The organism is Winogradskyella aurantiaca, from assembly GCF_003362725.1.
Lineage (GTDB): Bacteria > Bacteroidota > Bacteroidia > Flavobacteriales > Flavobacteriaceae > Winogradskyella_A > Winogradskyella_A aurantiaca.
The window spans coordinates 19975-38513 of sequence record NZ_QKTV01000001.1 but is presented as its reverse complement, the minus strand read 5'-3'; the positions used below and the strand labels follow the sequence as shown (position 1 = coordinate 38513).

General features: G+C 38.5%; 19 protein-coding genes. 4 read left to right on the top strand and 15 right to left on the bottom strand.

The features are described from left to right. Window positions 1-225 precede the first annotated feature (225 nt). Window positions 226-1491 carry a DEAD/DEAH box helicase gene (locus DN064_RS00180; protein ID WP_115460594.1) on the top strand — a complete coding sequence of 422 codons (1266 nt, stop codon included), beginning with the start codon at window positions 226-228 and terminating at the stop codon, window positions 1489-1491. Between the two features lie 9 nt (window positions 1492-1500). On the opposite strand, the gene DN064_RS00175 is transcribed toward DN064_RS00180, so the two are convergent. The 3 genes from DN064_RS00175 to DN064_RS00165 form a co-directional block, all read right to left on the bottom strand. Beyond that, a complete protein-coding gene (locus DN064_RS00175) occupies window positions 1501-1893 on the bottom strand; it encodes a (deoxy)nucleoside triphosphate pyrophosphohydrolase (protein ID WP_115460593.1) in 393 nt (130 codons plus the stop codon). Window positions 1894-2143: 250 nt separating this feature from the next. Continuing rightward, window positions 2144-2998, bottom strand: a complete 855-nt coding sequence (locus DN064_RS00170; RefSeq protein WP_115460592.1) for an EcsC family protein — start codon at window positions 2996-2998, stop codon at window positions 2144-2146. Then, window positions 2995-3555: a DUF1643 domain-containing protein gene (locus DN064_RS00165; protein ID WP_115460591.1), complete on the bottom strand. Its 561-nt coding sequence runs from the start codon at window positions 3553-3555 to the stop codon at window positions 2995-2997. The genes DN064_RS00170 and DN064_RS00165 overlap by 4 nt, the downstream gene beginning before the upstream one ends. A gap of 205 nt (window positions 3556-3760) precedes the next feature. On the opposite strand from DN064_RS00165, the gene DN064_RS00160 reads away from it, so the two are divergent. Beyond that, the gene (locus DN064_RS00160; protein ID WP_115460590.1) at window positions 3761-4315 is read left to right on the top strand and encodes a hypothetical protein; all 555 of its coding nucleotides are present in this window, start codon (window positions 3761-3763) and stop codon (window positions 4313-4315) included. Between the two features lie 126 nt (window positions 4316-4441). Here DN064_RS00160 and DN064_RS00155 read toward each other — a convergent pair whose 3' ends face one another. From DN064_RS00155 to DN064_RS00135, 5 genes are all read right to left on the bottom strand, one after another. Beyond that, entirely contained in the window at window positions 4442-4831 is a 390-nt protein-coding gene (locus tag DN064_RS00155; protein ID WP_157962183.1) for a hypothetical protein, read from the bottom strand. A 160-nt stretch (window positions 4832-4991) separates the two neighbouring features. Continuing rightward, a complete protein-coding gene (locus DN064_RS00150; protein ID WP_115460588.1) occupies window positions 4992-5786 on the bottom strand; it encodes an antibiotic biosynthesis monooxygenase family protein in 795 nt (264 codons plus the stop codon). 185 nt (window positions 5787-5971) lie between these two features. Beyond that, entirely contained in the window at window positions 5972-6445 is a 474-nt protein-coding gene (locus DN064_RS00145) for a hypothetical protein (protein ID WP_115460587.1), read from the bottom strand. A 143-nt stretch (window positions 6446-6588) separates the two neighbouring features. Continuing rightward, entirely contained in the window at window positions 6589-7284 is a 696-nt protein-coding gene (locus tag DN064_RS00140) for a hypothetical protein (protein ID WP_115460586.1), read from the bottom strand. 20 nt (window positions 7285-7304) lie between these two features. Then, window positions 7305-8234, bottom strand: coding sequence for a nuclear transport factor 2 family protein (locus DN064_RS00135; RefSeq protein WP_115460585.1), 930 nt, complete (start codon window positions 8232-8234; stop codon window positions 7305-7307). A gap of 641 nt (window positions 8235-8875) precedes the next feature. On the opposite strand from DN064_RS00135, the gene DN064_RS00130 reads away from it, so the two are divergent. Continuing rightward, window positions 8876-9850 carry a YpdA family putative bacillithiol disulfide reductase gene (locus DN064_RS00130; protein WP_115461339.1) on the top strand — a complete coding sequence of 325 codons (975 nt, stop codon included), beginning with the start codon at window positions 8876-8878 and terminating at the stop codon, window positions 9848-9850. A 93-nt stretch (window positions 9851-9943) separates the two neighbouring features. Here the strand turns inward: DN064_RS00130 and DN064_RS00125 are convergent, their stop codons facing one another. Continuing rightward, window positions 9944-11182, bottom strand: coding sequence for a serine hydrolase (locus DN064_RS00125; RefSeq protein ID WP_232827366.1), 1239 nt, complete (start codon window positions 11180-11182; stop codon window positions 9944-9946). Between DN064_RS00125 and DN064_RS14240 the strand changes: the two genes are divergently transcribed. Continuing rightward, a complete protein-coding gene (locus tag DN064_RS14240; RefSeq protein ID WP_232827375.1) occupies window positions 11129-11320 on the top strand; it encodes a hypothetical protein in 192 nt (63 codons plus the stop codon). The genes DN064_RS00125 and DN064_RS14240 overlap by 54 nt on opposite strands. 116 nt (window positions 11321-11436) lie before the next feature. On the opposite strand, the gene DN064_RS00120 is transcribed toward DN064_RS14240, so the two are convergent. The 6 genes from DN064_RS00120 to DN064_RS00095 all read right to left on the bottom strand — a co-directional run bounded on the left by DN064_RS00120 (window position 11437) and on the right by DN064_RS00095 (window position 18527). Continuing rightward, window positions 11437-12384, bottom strand: coding sequence for a DUF3883 domain-containing protein (locus DN064_RS00120; protein ID WP_115460583.1), 948 nt, complete (start codon window positions 12382-12384; stop codon window positions 11437-11439). After that, on the bottom strand, window positions 12362-14323 hold the full coding sequence (locus tag DN064_RS00115) for an SNF2-related protein (protein ID WP_115460582.1): 1962 nt from the start codon (window positions 14321-14323) through the stop codon (window positions 12362-12364). Before DN064_RS00115 ends, DN064_RS00120 begins: the two co-directional genes overlap by 23 nt. After that, window positions 14320-15690: a ParB N-terminal domain-containing protein gene (locus DN064_RS00110; protein WP_115460581.1), complete on the bottom strand. Its 1371-nt coding sequence runs from the start codon at window positions 15688-15690 to the stop codon at window positions 14320-14322. The genes DN064_RS00115 and DN064_RS00110 overlap by 4 nt, the downstream gene beginning before the upstream one ends. Continuing rightward, on the bottom strand, window positions 15687-17390 hold the full coding sequence (locus DN064_RS00105) for a DNA cytosine methyltransferase (RefSeq protein WP_115460580.1): 1704 nt from the start codon (window positions 17388-17390) through the stop codon (window positions 15687-15689). The genes DN064_RS00110 and DN064_RS00105 overlap by 4 nt, the downstream gene beginning before the upstream one ends. Window positions 17391-17483: 93 nt before the next feature. Continuing rightward, entirely contained in the window at window positions 17484-17873 is a 390-nt protein-coding gene (locus DN064_RS00100) for a hypothetical protein (RefSeq protein WP_115460579.1), read from the bottom strand. 3 nt (window positions 17874-17876) lie between these two features. Then, window positions 17877-18527, bottom strand: coding sequence for a hypothetical protein (locus DN064_RS00095; RefSeq protein ID WP_115460578.1), 651 nt, complete (start codon window positions 18525-18527; stop codon window positions 17877-17879). Between the last annotated feature and the right edge of the window lie 12 nt (window positions 18528-18539).

Below are 18539 nucleotides of genomic sequence, written 5' to 3'. Positions count from 1 at the left end.
AATTAAGTTGGTTGTTTTGTTGAGCCTATCCAGGTGTTGGTGTCTGGATAGGCTCAATTTTTTCTTCGGCTTTTGATTACTCCTCTATAAAATCCGCATCAATCGTATTCGAATTTGATGGTGCTATACATAAATATGCTTAAAACACCCTTCTTCCTGGGTTTGATATGCGTACTTTCGCGACCAATTTGGGTTTGGATAAACCCGGTAAACATTAGAAATTACATGCGGTTTAGTGACTTAGATTTAAAAAAAGCAATAATTAAGGCCCTTCAAGATCAAGGTTATACAGAGCCTACTCCAATACAGGCCAAGGCCATTCCTTATGTACTTAAAGGACAGGATGTTTTGGGAAGTGCGCAAACCGGAACCGGAAAAACAGCGGCCTTTGCCATACCCATCATTCAAAAACTATTGGAAGATGGGGTAAGCAGAGGAAGACGTCCCATTCGTGCGCTGGTAGTAACACCAACCCGCGAGTTGGCCATACAGATTGGTGATAATTTTAACGCGTATTCTAGGCATACGTCCCTCAAGAGTACTGTTATTTTTGGTGGGGTAAAACAGCAGGCCCAAGTCGCTACCTTAAGACGCGGTGTGGATATCTTAGTGGCTACCCCAGGACGATTATTGGATCTTATCAGTCAGGGTTATATTAGCCTTAACGATGTTGGGTATTTTGTTTTGGATGAGGCCGACCGTATGCTGGATATGGGCTTTATTCATGATATAAAGAAATTACTAACCCTTTTACCCAGGCAACGACAATCCTTGTTCTTTTCGGCGACCATGCCCAAGACCATATTAAAGCTGTCGCAGCAGATCTTAACCAACCCACAGAAGGTGGCCGTCAATGCGGTATCCTCAACGGCAGAGACCTTGCAGCAATTTGTATACCCTACCAATAAAAAGACCAAAAAAGACCTCCTCTTACATTTACTTAATAATCCTGATCTTGATCAGGCACTGGTATTTTCACGAACCAAACACGGGGCCGATAGGATTGTACGCGATTTAAAAAAGAAAGGCATTAGCTGCGCGGCAATTCATGGTGGTAAAAGCCAGAACCAGCGTCAAAAGGCCTTAAAGCAGTTTAAGAATAAGGACATTCGTCTTCTCATAGCCACTGATATTGCCGCCAGGGGTATTGATATAAATCAGCTGCGTTATGTCATTAACTACGACATCCCTAACGAACCAGAAACCTATGTGCACCGTATTGGACGTGCTGGACGTGCCGGTGAGGAAGGTATTGCCTTATCCTTATGTGAGCCAGAGGAAAATGCCTATGTTAAGGATATAGAGAAGCTCATTAAAGCTTCTATAGAGAAGGTGACTTCGCATCCATTTCCACAGACCGATAGCCCTATGACGGCCCAAGAGCGTAAAGATTTTGAAAAAGAAAAGCAGCGACGAAAGCAAGAGTTTTTTGCCAATCGCAAAAAAAACAGAGATTCAAGAGGCTCTAATAACAACCGACGAAGACGCTAAGGCCCTTCATCAAGACATTAGTAACCTAGCCAGAGCCACATCCGAGGCCGCCAGGCGGTAATCCAATAGCTTACTGGCAGGAACCCATTCATAGTGATCATGGTCACTGAGTTGGTAGATGGCCGAAACAAAATCGCAATGATAAGCGACGAGGTGGATGCTAAAGTTCTCAAAGTCGTGATGGGTGTCTCCTGCTTGTAGACCCACACGCACTTCCATACCCAGTTCTTCCATGAGTTCCCGTTTTAGACAGGCTTGATGCGTTTCATTGGGTTCTAATTTACCACCAGGAAATTCCCAAAACCCAGCATGGTCTTTATGTGCGGCACGACGGGCCAGGAAATACTGGTTTTGGTGGTTGCGGATAAGTCCGCAAATGACGGTGATAGGGGATTGTTGCATAATGGCTAAGCTACGTAATTGTAACTTGTATTTGTCATGCTGAACTTGATTAGCTACGCTGAATCTTCGATTTCAGCATCTCATTAAACTACAGAAAGTCAAATCGAGTGATTCGAATGCAATGAGAATTGTATCGAGATGTCTTTTTTGTAAAAAATTTTAGTCTAGTTCTCGATACAAACTGCTATTGGCAGTTCACTCGAACTGACAGTATGTTTACTCTTTTAAGGCTTTAAAGATCCTTGAAACGTTAACTCTCACGTGTCATTGGGATTCCCTCATAGGTTTCCATCACCAGTTCCTTCCCATACTGGCGTTCGAGGCGGCGAATGCAAAAATGGGCGCGGGCCATGGTTTGAAAGTGGTTGATAAACAAAAAGTTTAAAGAGCCTCCTCCCAGGGCACCCGCGACGGGGATGGCCTGCATCACAAACTTTTCTGATACCTGCACCGAAAAGCGACCGGCAATGACTCCTAATAATTTTACCAATGGATTGCCACTACCCATCAATAGTTTACTCAGGCCCTTTAAGCCATTACTACTCATAAAACTGGCGGCGCCTTGTATGGCGGCATCCAAAGCCACGCGACTCGTGTAGTATGAGGTGTCCATCCCCTCCGTTTTATAGGTGGAGCCTCCTAGGGCAAAGACCTGCATGGCGGCCAATTGCGTGTCAAAGGAGTTGAGGTCTTCCCCTTCTGCTCGGGCCATATCCAGAATGGCGCGCATCATGAGTTGTGTAGAGATCACCAGTTCCGAGGCAAATATGGCCGTTCCAATACCGGTGGCAGCTCCAAAGGCTCCTGAGGCCATACCAGTGGTGGTCACCAGCGCCTTATAGGTTTTTGAAGAGGGTTTTTTAAAGGGCTTGCCTTTTTCCATGGTGGCCAGATTACTTTTTACCGCCAGCATCAGGGCTTTATTTACCTGCTTTTGTAACCATTCCTGCTGTTTAAGGGGAATGGCCTGCATGCCGCGTTCAATTTTATTACCCAAGGCATTAAATCCGCGCATCAACAAGCCTAGATTTTCCAGATCGCGCTTGGCGTTTTGGATCAGCTCCAGATCTTCGGAAGTAATTTGTATGTCTGTAGGGGTACTCATAATTGCATGTCGATTAAAGGGTCTTTATAAGCCCATACTTGTCCGTGTCTGGGATTACCGGCAGCCGATAATTGCTTTACATAATACACCTGGTTCTTATGGGTCTTTAATATGTTGAGCATTTTGGCTTTCATTCGTTCATAGGAGTCATCCAATCCTTTGGGGGCATTTCCCCAGGCAATGATCACGGTATTAATATGTCGGCACAAGGTATCAATTGTTTCAAAATTTTTCGAATCCATAAGGCGTTTGTGTTGACTTTGCAACAGATGCGAATGGGTCTGGTAGTGCGGCATCAGGTTGACAATAGAAATGGATCCGATGCTCTTGAGGGCCTCGTGTTTGTTTTGGTTTTGGTAGACGTAATTACTCACATTAAACACGGTCTTGTCTGAAACCTGTGTTGTGGCCCTACTGGGGTTTTTAAGGATCACGAGTAAGGATTCTGACGCATGATTGTCCAGTTCCAGATGCAGGGCATAGCGTTTGGTGTTGCTGCCTTCCATACGGATGGTTTTAATGAATTTTGGGTATTGGTATGTGGGGAGTTTACGCATTACGTATCAAGATAATCATTAATAGTTTGACATCTAGATCGTTTATAGTTGAGTTGTCATGCTGAATTTAATTCAGCATCTCGTGAGACCCTGAATCAAGTTCAGGGTGACAAATTAAAGTAACAGGCTCCCCAATAAATCTGAGTACTATACTAGGCCCTGTTTAATCCGTATCTTTGAAAAAGAACAATTAAAACTAAGCATGATGAAAAAATTAATGACAAGTATGTGTATTGCACTATTAGTGTTAAGCTGTAGCTCAGATGATGGCTACGGTCCTACAGATCCACCAAACAATACCCCCGTTACCCAACATGATGAGAACAGCGATGGTGATTTAAGTGATGCCTTTAATAATCCCGAAGGGCCCTTTACACTGGAAGTCGGGGCGAATATCGTTATTGCCGATCAGCAGGGCGATCCCAGGGATGTGGACTATTTTACCATTGTGGTGCCTAATGGCAGCTCCTTAACGGAGCTCAATCTCACCGGCTTTACAGCAGCCTCTGGTAATCTGGCCTTTTTGGGCATGGTCAATGGCGCTGCCTTTAGCACCGATGAAAACAGTACCACCAGTGGAGACCTTCTGGGAGGTATTGTCTATGGAGCGTCGCAGCTCAATACCAATATGTTGCCTGCTATTGGTAGCTTGGATGGAGCTCAAGGTTTTAGTGGGGCCTTACCCGCTGGCACCTATTCGTTTTGGTTAAACCAAACCGGGCCTAATTCTGAAGCTGAATTGGAGTTTGTGATTGAGTAGCCACTGAACTGGCGCTTAAAGCCTTGTAATACAAAAAGAACTTGTTGTGGATGCAACTGCATTCACTGGATCTTCCTGTTGTAATTTTAGTCCTCATGGACCTTCTATTAGCAAGAGACAAAAAGTCTACCTATCAAACATTGATCTAATAACAGGACCTCCTAAGATTGCACAAACACAATAATCATTCGTTAAAGAAACAAGTTGGGCAAACATTGCCTCTCGTTTTTGACCAATTTGCAAATGCGCTATTGCACCTTCAGACCCCTGATAAATTTCAGTAATACCATAAAGCGTATTCCCTGTTTCACCACTGTTTGGATCAAAAGGATTGTTGAATTGTACTGATTTTAATACTGTATAACACAATATAAGAGGTTCTATATGGCCAGTTACATGGTGCGTATCTCTCATAAAATCTTCATGTGTCTTTAAAAAAGATTCCATTCGTTCGGTATCTACATTGGGCACCACAAAAGACACATGAAAGCCTACAGATCCATTTTTAATTGTCATATCTGTTATGTTAGTTATACTCTTGTTACCCAACTTAGGCTGAGCTAAATTGACTTTTTTGATTTTCTTGCAGATAACCAATCAAGAAACATGTATGTGAGCGCAAGAATTATCATAATACCAAAGTGGTTTACAAATGCTACTGAGTTAATGGTCAATGTCAATTACTAAATGAGGCATAAGATGTATTTGGAAATAAAGGAGTTAATCCTTTGTCGCCACCCACACACAGCGCCATTACTTGTTGCGCCATATTGCTTTCATCGTTATTAAACCGCCAATCCAGATATTTTTGATAGTGCCTGAATGAGGCCCAATCACCATAGATGTAATAAGTATAGGTATCATCGTTAAAGAATGCTTCAAGCGATAAATTGCCATCATAGTTTCGTGTTGTCTGCAAGCCTGCAGGCGTATTTAATAAATCTATCATCGCTTGCTTTTTGCCGGGCTTCACCTTGAGGGTAACCAAAACCGGATGTTTTGGGGCAACGGCTTGCATCATGCCACCATAATCAAAAAAGTCACCTTGCGCTATGATCTTTCCATTATCATCGAAATTAAAATACCAATAGCCATTTAAATTAATCTCCTTGCCGGTCACTGAATTTTTACCCGTCCACGTACCATAGGTTCTCACGCTGCCGTCTGGCTTTAGCGTTAGGGTATCTACGCCGGGAAGCCAAGCTTGCGCGTTGTATGTAACGTCCTCAAAATTATTTTGGTACCCCTTTAACATGTTTACATAGGCTTCATATCCAAGAGGTTCTGAAGAACCATACATAGGGGTGTAAAGTTTGATATCCTTACTGACGAGCATCAGTTGTTCGCCTAGCTTTTCTTCTCCATGGAGTTCAAATAATTTTTGAGCGGTGGCTAGATTTTGTTCGTATTTAGGATTGTTATTACATGCAACTAGAAGAATCGCAGTAAGTAGTAAAATAATTTTTTTCATAATAAATTGATTAAGAAGAATTAATTTAAAACTTAAAAGAAATCAATCTTGAAAAGATAGATAGATCTGAGTTTACCGTCGCCTAAATACCAGTTTCTTAAGATAAACCAGAGGGCTTCAATGCGGTATTCGGGTTTAGTAAACCTATTTAGGTAAATGAAGTAGTAATTAAATTGTAGTGACTCTTAATCTATCTCTTCTGATGTTTGACTTATAGCATCAGAAAAATAAAATCTAATTTTTAATTCACCATTTAGTCTCACCAAATAAGCACTTTCAAGCCATTGATAATTTAAGAGCATTTTTTTTCCGTCGTTTACTGTAATAAATCTGCCACTATTTTTAAAAAAGGCATGAGCAGATTCTTTATCAATATTAATATTCCAATCCGAAACTTTCCAGTCATCCTCAATAGTATTGAAGGTACTTGCAAATTCTAAAAATTCAGCAGCGTTCATTTCTTTACCTATTTCATATAACACATAATCATCGGTTACATAATCATAAAAATTGGCTTTATCATTAGACTCAACAGAAAACGATTCAAACATACCAAGTATGGTATCTTTTACATCTTGTTCTGTAATGGCATTGCTAGTAGTGGTTTGGGTGCAGCTTATAAATACTACAACTATCAACAGTATTGAAAATTTTCTCATTTGAAACTATGTATTGTGGGAAATTGGTAGGATAATAATTCGATTGTTACAGCAATTGTCGTATGCCTTAATAGGCAGGGCACCAAAAGACAGGAGGTAATAGTCATAGGATTACCTCCATTATAATGTTCAACTAATTGGTATTAAAACCCCCCGTATTGTTTAAGGATTTTTAGGCTATAGTTGGTAAGGTCTTTTGTTTCACCTCTGTTCTTAAAATACTCAGCATGACCTTTAGCCTTCTTTTCCTCAATGTAAACTTTCCATTCCATTAACGATTCTAGACTATCAGCACCAAATGCAGCCCAATGCGTGGCACCACCAGGTGATCCTACATCATAAGTGCCAAATAGCATCGCATTACCTTCATAGGCCCATGCCTTATCCATGGCTTTGGAGTGCGCAGCCAACATTTTTTCAGGTTCGTAGACGATACCTTCATATAACTGAAAATACCCCTTGCTAAATGGGTCTACCCCATTTGAAAGCATTATTCTTCCAGAGTAGCTTGGGCCAGATTTTTCAATAAACTTCAGTCTGTTCGTTCTAAACTGTTCCCAGTCTTGATCTGTTTTTTGGCCATCGACAATACCTACGTTTCCTAATTCACCAAAAACTACTACTCTGTGTGTTCCAGAAACATCTCCGCGCTGCATGCGCTCTAAATACAGTCCACCGGACTTAAATTCTACACCATCATAGAATGCGTCAAATACACCAGCTAGTGAGGCTTCCATTCCTGGTTTAACATCAAAGTAATACACTGTAAAAGTATTTGTTTGGGCTATGGCTGTATGCATAAATAGCACAAGCAATAAAATTGCATATAAGTTTTTCATAATTGTTGTTTTAAATTAAGTTAGTTTGACTTTGGTAAAGCGGCCGGGTTAAAATAATAGTCCTCCCTTATGATATCTCCGTTTTCATTGAATGAATGTTGAATATGTTGCATTATTCTAGCACTATTTCCTGATTCCTTATTTTTAAAAGTAAACACCCACCATGATATTACCACTGCTCCGTTTCCTTCATAATCTAGTACATCAGGATAGCCACTCTCTCGAATATCCAAAATCTCATACGTTTTCATATAGTCTTCAATACCAGCAAATTCCTCATCTAAAGTTTTAAACTCATCAATACCAGTATTCATGACATCGTAAAATTGTGCTGATTCGCTGTACATACTTTTGGCTTTTTCGAAATCCATTGCTTGATAGGCCTGCACTAATAGTCTTACTTTAGATATGTAAGGATGATCTTTGTAAATAATACCGTTCCGCTTTGTTTCATAAGCATCATAAGCCTTATTCCAAAGCAATTGGTCATCCATAATAAATATCCAAGCGATTTTTTTACCATCCTCTGTCATCCTGAAATTTGTATTTCTAGGCATGTTTAATTCTACACCCGTGTTTTTATCATAACCAGTTAACCAGGTATAGGTTTTAACATCTACAGATTTGTCTCCCTTATATTCAAAAACATCTGGATAAGCTGTACCTCTATGCTTTATTTCAAAATCAATAATATTTTTACTTAAGTAGTCTGCACGGTTTAAGAGTTGCTCTAATGTTCCATTAACTCCTCTCATTGACGGGTTTCGCCATGCAAAATCATCTGCCACTAGACTTTTAATAGTTTCTAAATCCCCTTTAACAAAAGCATCGTCGAATTGCTTCGCGATTTCTAAAGCAGGGTGTTCAATGTATATTTTCCCATTAGTTTTTTTTTGTGAGAACGATGTTATTGCGGACAACAGTAAAACCACAAGCAGAACTTTCTTCATAATTAATTGAATTTCAATTTTGTAAGTTATTTTTTATGAAAAGAGAAATGATAAAAATTAGTCAGATCAAAGTCTAATGAAGTTAAGTGACTGTTTACTATAGATAAGTACGTGTTTTGTATTGGATATCAACAGGGCTTAATTCTGAAGCTGAATTGGAGTTTGTGGTCGAATAGTTCTTTTTTAATTGTACTTTTTTTCATTGCCCAAATTGGTGAATAACTGAGATCCAGTGGATGTCTGTTATGAGGCACGCTAGGGCCAGTCTTGCCGAAGTTATTATTTGAATCTGGTCATTTTTGCGGGTCCAAAAACGAACCAAAAAAGACCTCCGCTGCTTAAGGTTTTGGCCTGCGGCCACCAGAAAGCAACACTAATTTTCTTCCAAGGCTTCAGAAAATCTTAACGCGTTGCTCTCTTAAACTAACACCAGCGGTGTTCCGGCTGCGCCAGAATTGGGTTTGACAATAACGCTCATTAATGTTTTGTCATGCTGAACTCGATTAGCTACGCTGAATCTTCGATTTCAGCATCTCATGAGACTCTTAAACAAGTTCAGGGTGACAGATCCTAAGAATTTACATTCTCAAGGAGTAAGTAATCTCAACTAACGAATGCCTAACTTTGCCAAAAAAACAACTATGAAACCCTACGACGTTATTATCATCGGAGGTGGCCCCATCGGTATTGCCTGCGGCATCGAAGCCCAAAAAAAAGGCCTCAGCTACGCCATTATCGAAAAGGGCTGTATTGTCAATTCCCTCTACAATTACCCCGAAGGGATGAGCTTCTTTTCTACCTCCGAAAAGCTAGAGATCGACGGTATTCCCTTTATAAGTAAAAATGCTAAGCCTTTTAAGAGTGAGGCGCTGGAGTACTACCGAAGGATCGTGACCAGCAGGGATCTCAACATGCACCTGTTTGAGGAGGTAACTAAGGTGACGCGTCTTAATCCAGGCTTTGAGGTAGAGACCTCGAAGGAGGTGTATAAGGCCGATAATCTAGCAGTGGCCATAGGCTTTTACGACCTGCCCAATATGTTGGGAGTACCAGGTGAGGACCTGCCCAAGGTGAGCCATTATTATAACAACCCACACTTTTATGCCCGGCAGGAGGTGGCGGTGGTTGGGGCCTCTAACTCAGCGGTGGATGCGGCGCTGGAGATCTATAGAAAAGGAGGCAATGTGACCATGATCGTACGAGGTGCCGACATTGGCGAGCGGGTGAAGTACTGGGTACGCCCGGATATGATGAATCGCATAAAAGAAGGCAGCATTGCCGCCCATTTTAATACGGAGATCACTGAAATCAAAGAAGGCAGCATTGTGGTACAAGGCCCGGAAGGCGAGCAGGAGTTGCCCAACGATTATGTTTTGGCCTTAACAGGCTACCAACCCAATTTTAGCTTTTTGGAGAAGCTGGGAGTGGAACTCTCAAATGATACTCTTCGCCAACCGCAGTACAACGAGGACACCATGGAGTCCAACCAGGCGGGTGTCTATTTGGCTGGGGTGGTTTGTGGCGGAATGAAAACCAATGTCTGGTTTATTGAAAACAGCCGGGTGCATGCCCCTATGATTATGGGTAATATAGCGGCTAAAAAGCTAAGTGTTTAAAAACTATGTCATGCTGAACTCGATTAGCTACGCTGAATCTTCGATTTCAGCATCTTATGAGACTCTTAAACAAGTTCAGGGTGACAGATACGATTAATCCATTTTCATTTTCGTCGCTGGAATATCCTGCCCGTTTTGGTGGAGGATAAAGCCTGTAATTTCACCAGCCTCATTGCGTTGGAAACTAGCGCTTGCCTCAACAGCCTTTAGGAAAAATTCATCTTTAGCCGAAGCAAAAAGCTCAAAGGCCCCTTGTCCGGTGCCTTGTCCATAGAGCTGATCGTTTTCCATAAACACCTTAATACTAAAATCTGGGGATAAGGCATACTCGCCTAGATATTCTACAAGCACTTCATCACTTAGGGTCACCTCCTCTGGAAAGACACGTTTTTTAGGGAGTTCTAAAGTAAGCTCTTGACCCAGTAGTTTCACTCCCAGGGCATCCAGGCCTTGCACGCTGTTGGTCATTAGCACCACGGCGGTTTGTGCCTCTGGGTTAAAGCCCGTAAAGGCACGATAGCCTCCTGTGCCTCCATTGTGCCAGACAATGCTGTTGTTATTGGTGTAGTGCCAGGCGAGGCCCATTTCAAAATTCTGCGCGGGGTTGCCATAAGCTATTTTATGACTTAGTGCCATGGCTTTGCCCAAGGAGCTATCGTCCGGGTTCATATTGGCCATAATAAATTTTACCATGTCGTTGGTAGTAGATCGTATGGCTCCGGCACCCGCCAGGGTGGGGAGGTCCCAATTGCTAGTGACCTGCATCTGCTCGTTATGGCCCAGGGCCAAATGGGCTTTCATGTTATCGGTTAACACCACACGGGTATTGGTCATGCCTAAGGGTTTGGCAATGCGCTCCAGTACCAGCTCTTCATAGGATTGGCCGGTATGCAGTTCCAGGATATGACTCAGGAGGCCCATGGCCAGGTTGGAATACTCGTATTGTGCCCCAATATCGCGCGGTAGGGTATAGCTGTTAAGAAAGCTGTAGAGCTGCTCCACCGTATAATCGGCGTAGGGGTTAAGGGCATCTGCCGGGGTCATGTTGTTGGGCAGGCGTGGTAGACCCGAGCTGTGCGTGGCCAGATCGTTTAAAGTGATCTGTTGCCCGTTTCTACTGGGCATGGTCACAGTACTAGGCAAGTAGTGTTGTGCGGGATCCTCCAGATTCATGCGACCATCGACTACTTCCTGCGCCAGGATGATGGCGGTAAAGACTTTAGAGATGGACCCAATCTCGTACACCGTCTCTCCATCAACAGGGCTGCCGCCGTCCAGTTGGGTGCTGCCCACATAATAGGTGCTCACCGAATCCTTGTCTATAAAGGCCATAGCAATACTGGGGTTAAAGCCCTGATCCACCCGTTGGTTAAGGTGGGTGGTGACGTCCTTGGGGATGCTTTGGGCCAGGCTAAAGGCCGTACAAAGGAAAAGAATATAGGAATAGATGCGCATTGTGTGGGGGTTTAGAGGTTGTAGTAATAAAGGTAGGTAAAATTACAAGGCCGCTTGCCAGTGAAAACAGTCGGGTACATGTTCTCATGATAAAGGCTGGATATCACAGCTTAACAGAGAATAATAGATTCTTAACCAAACCTTGTAATCTTATACTCATCTACTTCCTCAATCCAATCGATGTTTTTGTCACCAAGCATATTATTGTATGGATTTTGGTACATTTCTGGTTCATAATCTTTTGTTTTAAGTTTAGATCTATTAACAAGATAAATCCAGTAGTTTTCGCCTTTCAATTTCGCTACTTGAAATTCATTTTTTGACCAATAAAAATAAGGTTTTGAACCATCATACGATTTAACTTCAATAAAACGATTAGTAAAGTCATCATTAATTGAATCAAATGATTCAATATCATAACCCATATTAACAACATTTAGTGCTACCCATTTTACTCTCTTCAAATGGCCTAATCTTTTACATTCAAATTCAAAAACAAATTCTTCAGCCTCATGTCCATATTGCTTATTTTTTTGTTGGATTAATTCAAATTCTTGAGGACTTATCTTCTTCAATGGACGTTGAAGTAGATGGTGACCTATTTTAATATCCGTAATTAAAACGTATTTTCGATTCGAGTGTGGTGCTAATAATTTCAATCCTTGCATTACCAAAAGGAAGGGTCTGTAGGCTATGTTTATTGAGTTAATATTAATAAGAATAAGATTGTCTTTTACGATAAATTCACACTTTTGAAATATTTCATTATTAATATCTTTATTTGATATCAAGATATTCATATAGTAGTTGCAGAACTCTTTTATTAGATTCTTTGTGTCATCTTGAATTTGAAAAATAAAGTTCCCGTCTTTTTCATGAACATAATTATGTTCAACTAAAAAATGAAATAAAAAGTCTAAATCTTTATCGAGAATATTGGTTGTACGGGTTAACTCATAATAAATATTGCTGATATTTCGCTTATTGGACCGAGAAAAAATATTATCTAAACAATGCCTGAATTCAGATTTATTCCCATTAAGCAACAAATTTTCCTTATTGAGAATGTCGATAGTCATTAATTATATTTTGTATTAATAGGGTTCTTTCTGTTTCTAAATCTTCTGTGAAAAAGGGGATATCATGTTCAATTACATCCATCATACGCTGGAATTTTGCTTGAACCCTATGATGGATATCTGTGTCGGTCCTTTGCGAGGTTAAAATATGATAATAATTTGTTTCATACGGGATTTGGTTCAAATCTCTATCAAGCCAAACTCGATGAATTCTGTCCCTCGACTGTACATATGGAGCAACGGAATACCATTGTTCGAAGTAAATTGCATGATGACAAATTTTATGAAGTGAAATGGATTCTCCAAGCACAACTGGATTTGATATCAGGTAATCGAGTTGTCCAGTTTTAAATTGCTCAATTAAAGATTCACGTGTAAAATCATCTTGATAGTTATTTAACTTGTTACTTTTTTTTGTTTCTCCTATAATGTAGCCACCTTGATAACCAGCATTTTTCAGAATGCTATGAAGTTTTTTGATTGAATCAACGAATACACCCCACAATAAAATTTTGTTATTTCTTGAGTTTAATTTCTTAACTAATTCTAAAACTTTTGAATGTTTTGATGGGATATAATCATCATCAAGTGCTTTAATTTTTTGAGATAGGTCATGCCCTAAAATATCTTCCAGGGAGTCAGTTTCATTTCTTAAACCAAAATCAATATCATTATTAAAAGTTGAAAGTGCCGAATTAAGAAGATTTAGGTTGTTACATGTTTGTATCATTCGAAAGTGAATTGATTGTGCATTTCCAGAATTGCTCTCTCTGGATACTAAATAATCTCTCAGTCTGTTGTATACCAATAATTCTAGATTATTTAATTCATTTAACACTAAGGGATGTTCTTTAAATGGTGGAAGGTTTAAGTCATTTTTAGTTATTCTTACAAAATAGGGTTTTATATTTTCAATTAGTTGATAAACCTCTGATTGCAAAGGGTTTTGTGATAATCTTCTTAAATAGTCGGGCCTAAAATTTAATACATTTTTATTTGGGTATATAAATTTGAATATGTTATAAAGATCTTCATAACCATTCGGTGCAGGGGTTCCAGTCAAGACAATCCTTGATACAGCATATGGTGCAAGATTTAATATGTGGTGAGCCCATATACCAGTTATATTCTTAAATTTATGAGCCTCATCACAAACCATCATAACATTATTGTTCTGAGCTCTCAGAAATATTAATAATTCGGCGAATAAACTAGTTACAGAATTATAGGTTAATAAAATCAATTCATAATTCTCTGTGCTAATTCCTTTTAAAACGTCCTTCTTTAAAGAAGGAGTAACTTCACCATTTATGCGAAATGATTTCGCTTTTGTGCCGAAGCATTCAAAGTATTCAGATTCCCATGGACTAAATGAAGATGGAGGTCCAATTATTAGAAGTTTATTTACCTTTTGTGAAGCGTGATTTTTTAGGTATGCATAGGCAGCGTAAACAATTGACGTCTTACCAGCACCGGGCACTGAAAAATTACAAGCGTTTTGGGAGAATGCCATATGGTAGGCACTTAAGGCTTGAAGTTTATATAGTCTTCGATTGGGTAGGTTTACTTTAGTCTTAGCACAGAAAAGTTCAAATTCTTCTACGTCATAGAGGTCTTCCCAAATTAGTCTTGCAGTTTCTGAAAATTGCTTAAAATCTCTTCTCTCTTGTAGTTCATTATTTATAACAGCATTAAATGAAGAATCAAAGTATAATTCAAACCTTCTATCAAGGAATTCCGTTAAAGATTGATGAAAATCAAAAAGTCTAGTTGAATCAAATGGGAAATATGATACAATCATAATTGAATCATCTGTAAATTCGCATTTGAATGATTCATTTAACCAGTGAAGAAATTTTTTCTTTTTCTTTAATCTAGCTAAATCACCCTTCAGTTCAATAATGCCATTAGAAAAGAAAATCGAAATTGAAGAATTCATCTAAGATTCTTCTTTAAACATTCTGCAATTTTTCTGATTTTATCAACCTTAAGATAGTTCTCATCAATTTTATCTTCATGCTTCAAAATTGATAAGACGCCATCATTGAATACAACTTTTCCCTCTACATATAGAAGGTCTTCATTTACTAGGTTCCCTAATTTATCTAAAGCGTCTTTTATAAATTCTGATGGACGATCTTTATTCTGCTTATCAATTAATCGTTTTTCAGCAGAACCTAAGGCTTTTTTGAATATTGGGGCTGCAGAATCCGCCCATAACTTATCGATGGCTCTTGCAGCATCTGCGTCTGAAACACCTTTTTTTTGGACAATTTCAGTTAAGGATGGGATTTCAATATCTTCTACATCTTCAATGTTAGCTTGGAAGTCTCGCCATATCTTAGGGTTACTAAAAATTGTTTTTGTTGCGCTATTTTTAAAGTATTTGTCCCTAATTTTTTTCGCTTCCCAATCACCTTTATTTTTATTCGAAGCATTATAGTTCCATCTGATTAAATCAAATCCTATGTACTTGTAATTTTTCACATCAACTTCACTAAAATTCCATCCAGCAATACCTTTTCCATCTTTATAGAGGCCATATATGGTCTCTAACTGTAGAAAAAGGTCTTCTGTATTTTGGAGTCTGCTAAACATCTCGGGGAATCCAATGTATTTAAGATACTCTAACATTAATTTTCCTGTACGATACTTTTTTTTAAGTTCTTTTTCTTTACCCTTAATGTTCATTAAGCGTACTAGCTCTTCATATGTCATTTTTGGGGACTTTACTTCAATATAATTGTCGATAAAATCCATTATTTTAATGTATTGCTCTATAGCACCATACTTTACTTTTTCGTCTTGTCCAAGTTGAATTTCTGTTTCAAGTTTTTTTATTTGCAACGCATTATCACCACCATCTTCATATGTGTCATCTAATATTATTGTCAGGAATTGGCGATTTAACCCCTTTTTATTTAGTTCACGGGCAATCATAAACCTTCTATTTCCGTCAACTACAATACCGTCACGAGTAATAATACCAGGGATAATTTGTCTTTTTCTTTCAATATCTTCAAGGGTTTTTTTGTTTTCGTTTTTAGATTTTTCCCATATCCAATTATGTATTTTACCGTTTATTTCGTCAATGCTTAAATCTTCTAACTTTTGTCCATTAGTGATAGCAAATTCTCTCACTTCGGTGCCTATTCGACCGTTCAAATAATTAAACCTTAAGAGTTCTACAGGTACTTCGTATACTTCTAGATTTCGTTTTTTACCCTTGTAGTATAAAGGAAAAGTAACGTTTGACCCTGCAGCTTTAATTTTTTTTAATTCTTCTTCGATTGTTTTTAATTTCATTCTTTTTTATTATTTGCTAACGATACTATTTTATTTATACCATAAAGGGCGAAAACTTGTTTTAATGGAACTTTTGTTTTATGCCTAAAAACGCTCACCTTTTCGTCAATATTGGAATTCGATTGATCAATTGAATTAATTATATCTTTTAACTCCTCTATTAGTTCGGTTGGATCTTTTTTTCCGTCAATTTCCGTTTGATTTTCAAATAAATATTGAAGTTCTTTTTTTGAACCAATTTTCTCAGTAAAGCCATTGTTTACAATTTCAAGAAATACATTTCCTTTAGATTGCTTTTTAATAATAGGCTCTAGCTTTTTGAAGGTATTATCACTAACCATATGCGAAGGATAGCCTTCTCCGTTTCCATATTGTATAGAAGTGTACCATTTATTCTTTGAGGTTTTATCTATTCCAATTCTGAAGTTTGAAAGCGTTACCGTTAGATTACCATCTTTGAAGGAATGCCATCTACATTTAGCACCTCTGTTTTTTACTGGAGGTGAGTCGAATGTTTTTACCGAAAATGTATTTAGGTTTTCAATGCCCTCGATTCGAGCTCTTTTCTCAACATTTAACTTTTCTGGGATTGGTAACGATAATTCTTGAAGAACTGTTTTAGCAAATGATTTACTGACAGAGGAACAAACAGCGTTACCCACCAAACGCCATTTAGTATATTCAGACCCTTTAAATTGAAAGGTGATTGGGAATCCCATATAAATTGCGGCTTCTCTTACAGTTGGAAGTCTGAACTCGCCATCTCCTTCACGGGTAATTTCCGATCTATAAATTATGGATTCCCGAGAGTGTGAAATTTTCGTCGCAGTAATGGTTCTACTTGGTTTGTCTTCATTTTCAGGGAAGGACATTTTCCCCATATATGGATGATTAACTTTCCAATGCCTGGAAAATTTTGCGTCAACAGCATAAATGCCAGTGTCATAAAAGTGATCCGTAAGCTCTGTTTGGTTTAAGGTAATGTCAAAAAGAGGATCCTTAATAATTTCATCGTACTTGGCTTTAAATGGAGATGGAAATGCTTTCTTCATTTCTCCAATAGATCGGTGTTTAGGGAGAGAAATATTTGGTTTGTTTGTGTGAGTTTGAGGGGGTTTAACTAACTTTCCATTACTTATTAATTCACCTGATATAACCCTTTTTCTTGCTTGAAGTGAACCGTAGTCAGCAGAGTTAATTACTTCTGTATTCTCTAATAACCTAATAGCTATCTTTTGTGGGTTAATATTATTTTTGATGGCCCATTGGTCTAAACTCAAATCTTTGAAAGTGTATACTTCTTTAAGATACCTTTTAGAGTTAACTACATTTTCCATAAACCATGCCTTCAGCATTGAGCCCTTTTGATGCTTTTTAACTGCTACAACTCTCAGAAAGCACTCTGTAAGTCTTAGTCCTAAGGATTTATCAGCTTTCCCTGAATTATTAGAATTTGAGAATGATACACAAGGAGGAGATCCAAGAATTATGTCCGTATCTGGTAATTGTTCAATTTCTTCAATATTTTCGAAATCAAGAATGTTTTTTACGTCGGCAGAAGTGCCAAAATTGTGATTATAAGTTTCTACAGCCGGTCTCCAATAGTCATAACCATTGACTATTTTAAACCCCATTTGACGAAAACCCTCAGAGAATCCACCTGCACCACAAAAAAAATCTATAACGGTAAGTTGAGACATTTGTAAATAAATACTTTCAAGTAATTCTCAAAGTTAGTTAGAGTTTTGACTTAAAACAATTAGAACCAGTCCTAGTTTTCAACAATGTTCTACCTAATTATCTTGATTAATTTTCTCAAAATTTTGCACTAAAGAAGACACTAAGATTCCACCTGCGGTCCCAGCCAAGAATCCCCAAATTCCAATTGCTCCACCAAGACCGGCGATACCGATACCGCCAGTCCCAAAAATGAACAGTCCCGCTACAGTACCAATAAATCCACCTATAAATAATTTGGATTTAACTGATTGCTCTTTCCACATGACTCTTTTGATGGCTTGTGTTTTTTGTTTGGTATTTAAATCAGATTTCTGAATGTCTTGAACTTTCCTAAGTATAACAAACAGCTCTTCCCTCTTGTCATTTGATAGGTCCTTTAGGTAATCGATTACTTTGGATAGCTTTTCATTGAAGTCGTTGCATTGAGATTTATTTTTTTTCATTGTTTATTCAAGAGTGGAACCATCAGAAAAAATAATTTTCTCTGGTGTCCAAATTACCACCAAATCTTCTATTTTCTTGTTCCTTAACCTACTGTCTTCTTCTCTAAATTGATTGTAATCTGTAGTATAGGTCCCCTTAAATATTTCACCTGCTTTGATAGGATCATCTATTGTCAAGGAAATAGATTTAATTTCTGAATCAAATAAATCGCGAATAGAGATTGAGCCTTTAAAAGCCCTTATATCTTTGTCTGTTTTGTTTTCGAAAGCAAAACTGTATGTTAAGTAATCTTGATAATCATATTCTTCATACCCTTTATTATACATAGCGACTGTAAGGGCCGAACCAAGTCTCTGCCGTTTTTCTTCTTCTTCCAGTTTGGTCTGTTCTGCTAAATATTCTTGTTCTTTTCTATAGTCCTTAGCTTCTTTAATAATTTCATTATAGGTCTTGCCCTCAAGGCTTTCTGATTTAAGTTTTGAACGCATTATCCAACCGGCAAGAATTAAAGCATCCTCATCCGAAAGATTGCCACTCTCTTTAATTTCTTTTGTGTCTGTCTCAAATGTATCCTCGTTATATTTTTTATCCAGTGGGCTAGAACAGGAGATTACTGTTACAAGCATTAATAAGAACGTTATTGCTTTTTTCATTTGTTTTGATAT

Excerpts from the sequence above, each read along its gene's own strand:
- DN064_RS00155 (WP_157962183.1), bottom strand. The coding sequence starts at position 4,831 with ATGACAATTAAAAATGGATCTGTAGGCTTTCATGTGTCTTTTGTGGTG.
- DN064_RS00095 (WP_115460578.1), bottom strand. The coding sequence starts at position 18,527 with ATGAAAAAAGCAATAACGTTCTTATTAATGCTTGTAACAGTAATCTCC.
- DN064_RS00100 (WP_115460579.1), bottom strand. The coding sequence starts at position 17,873 with ATGAAAAAAAATAAATCTCAATGCAACGACTTCAATGAAAAGCTATCC.
- DN064_RS00150 (WP_115460588.1), bottom strand. The coding sequence starts at position 5,786 with ATGAAAAAAATTATTTTACTACTTACTGCGATTCTTCTAGTTGCATGT.
- DN064_RS00175 (WP_115460593.1), bottom strand. The coding sequence starts at position 1,893 with ATGCAACAATCCCCTATCACCGTCATTTGCGGACTTATCCGCAACCAC.
- DN064_RS00180 (WP_115460594.1), top strand. The coding sequence starts at position 226 with ATGCGGTTTAGTGACTTAGATTTAAAAAAAGCAATAATTAAGGCCCTT.
- DN064_RS00165 (WP_115460591.1), bottom strand. The coding sequence starts at position 3,555 with ATGCGTAAACTCCCCACATACCAATACCCAAAATTCATTAAAACCATC.
- DN064_RS00125 (WP_232827366.1), bottom strand. The coding sequence starts at position 11,182 with ATGGCCTTTATAGACAAGGATTCGGTGAGCACCTATTATGTGGGCAGC.
- DN064_RS00160 (WP_115460590.1), top strand. The coding sequence starts at position 3,761 with ATGAAAAAATTAATGACAAGTATGTGTATTGCACTATTAGTGTTAAGC.
- DN064_RS00110 (WP_115460581.1), bottom strand. The coding sequence starts at position 15,690 with ATGAAATTAAAAACAATCGAAGAAGAATTAAAAAAAATTAAAGCTGCA.
- DN064_RS00140 (WP_115460586.1), bottom strand. The coding sequence starts at position 7,284 with ATGAAAAACTTATATGCAATTTTATTGCTTGTGCTATTTATGCATACA.
- DN064_RS00105 (WP_115460580.1), bottom strand. The coding sequence starts at position 17,390 with ATGTCTCAACTTACCGTTATAGATTTTTTTTGTGGTGCAGGTGGATTC.
- DN064_RS00120 (WP_115460583.1), bottom strand. The coding sequence starts at position 12,384 with ATGACTATCGACATTCTCAATAAGGAAAATTTGTTGCTTAATGGGAAT.
- DN064_RS00145 (WP_115460587.1), bottom strand. The coding sequence starts at position 6,445 with ATGAGAAAATTTTCAATACTGTTGATAGTTGTAGTATTTATAAGCTGC.
- DN064_RS00130 (WP_115461339.1), top strand. The coding sequence starts at position 8,876 with ATGAAACCCTACGACGTTATTATCATCGGAGGTGGCCCCATCGGTATT.
- DN064_RS00135 (WP_115460585.1), bottom strand. The coding sequence starts at position 8,234 with ATGAAGAAAGTTCTGCTTGTGGTTTTACTGTTGTCCGCAATAACATCG.
- DN064_RS00115 (WP_115460582.1), bottom strand. The coding sequence starts at position 14,323 with ATGAATTCTTCAATTTCGATTTTCTTTTCTAATGGCATTATTGAACTG.
- DN064_RS00170 (WP_115460592.1), bottom strand. The coding sequence starts at position 2,998 with ATGAGTACCCCTACAGACATACAAATTACTTCCGAAGATCTGGAGCTG.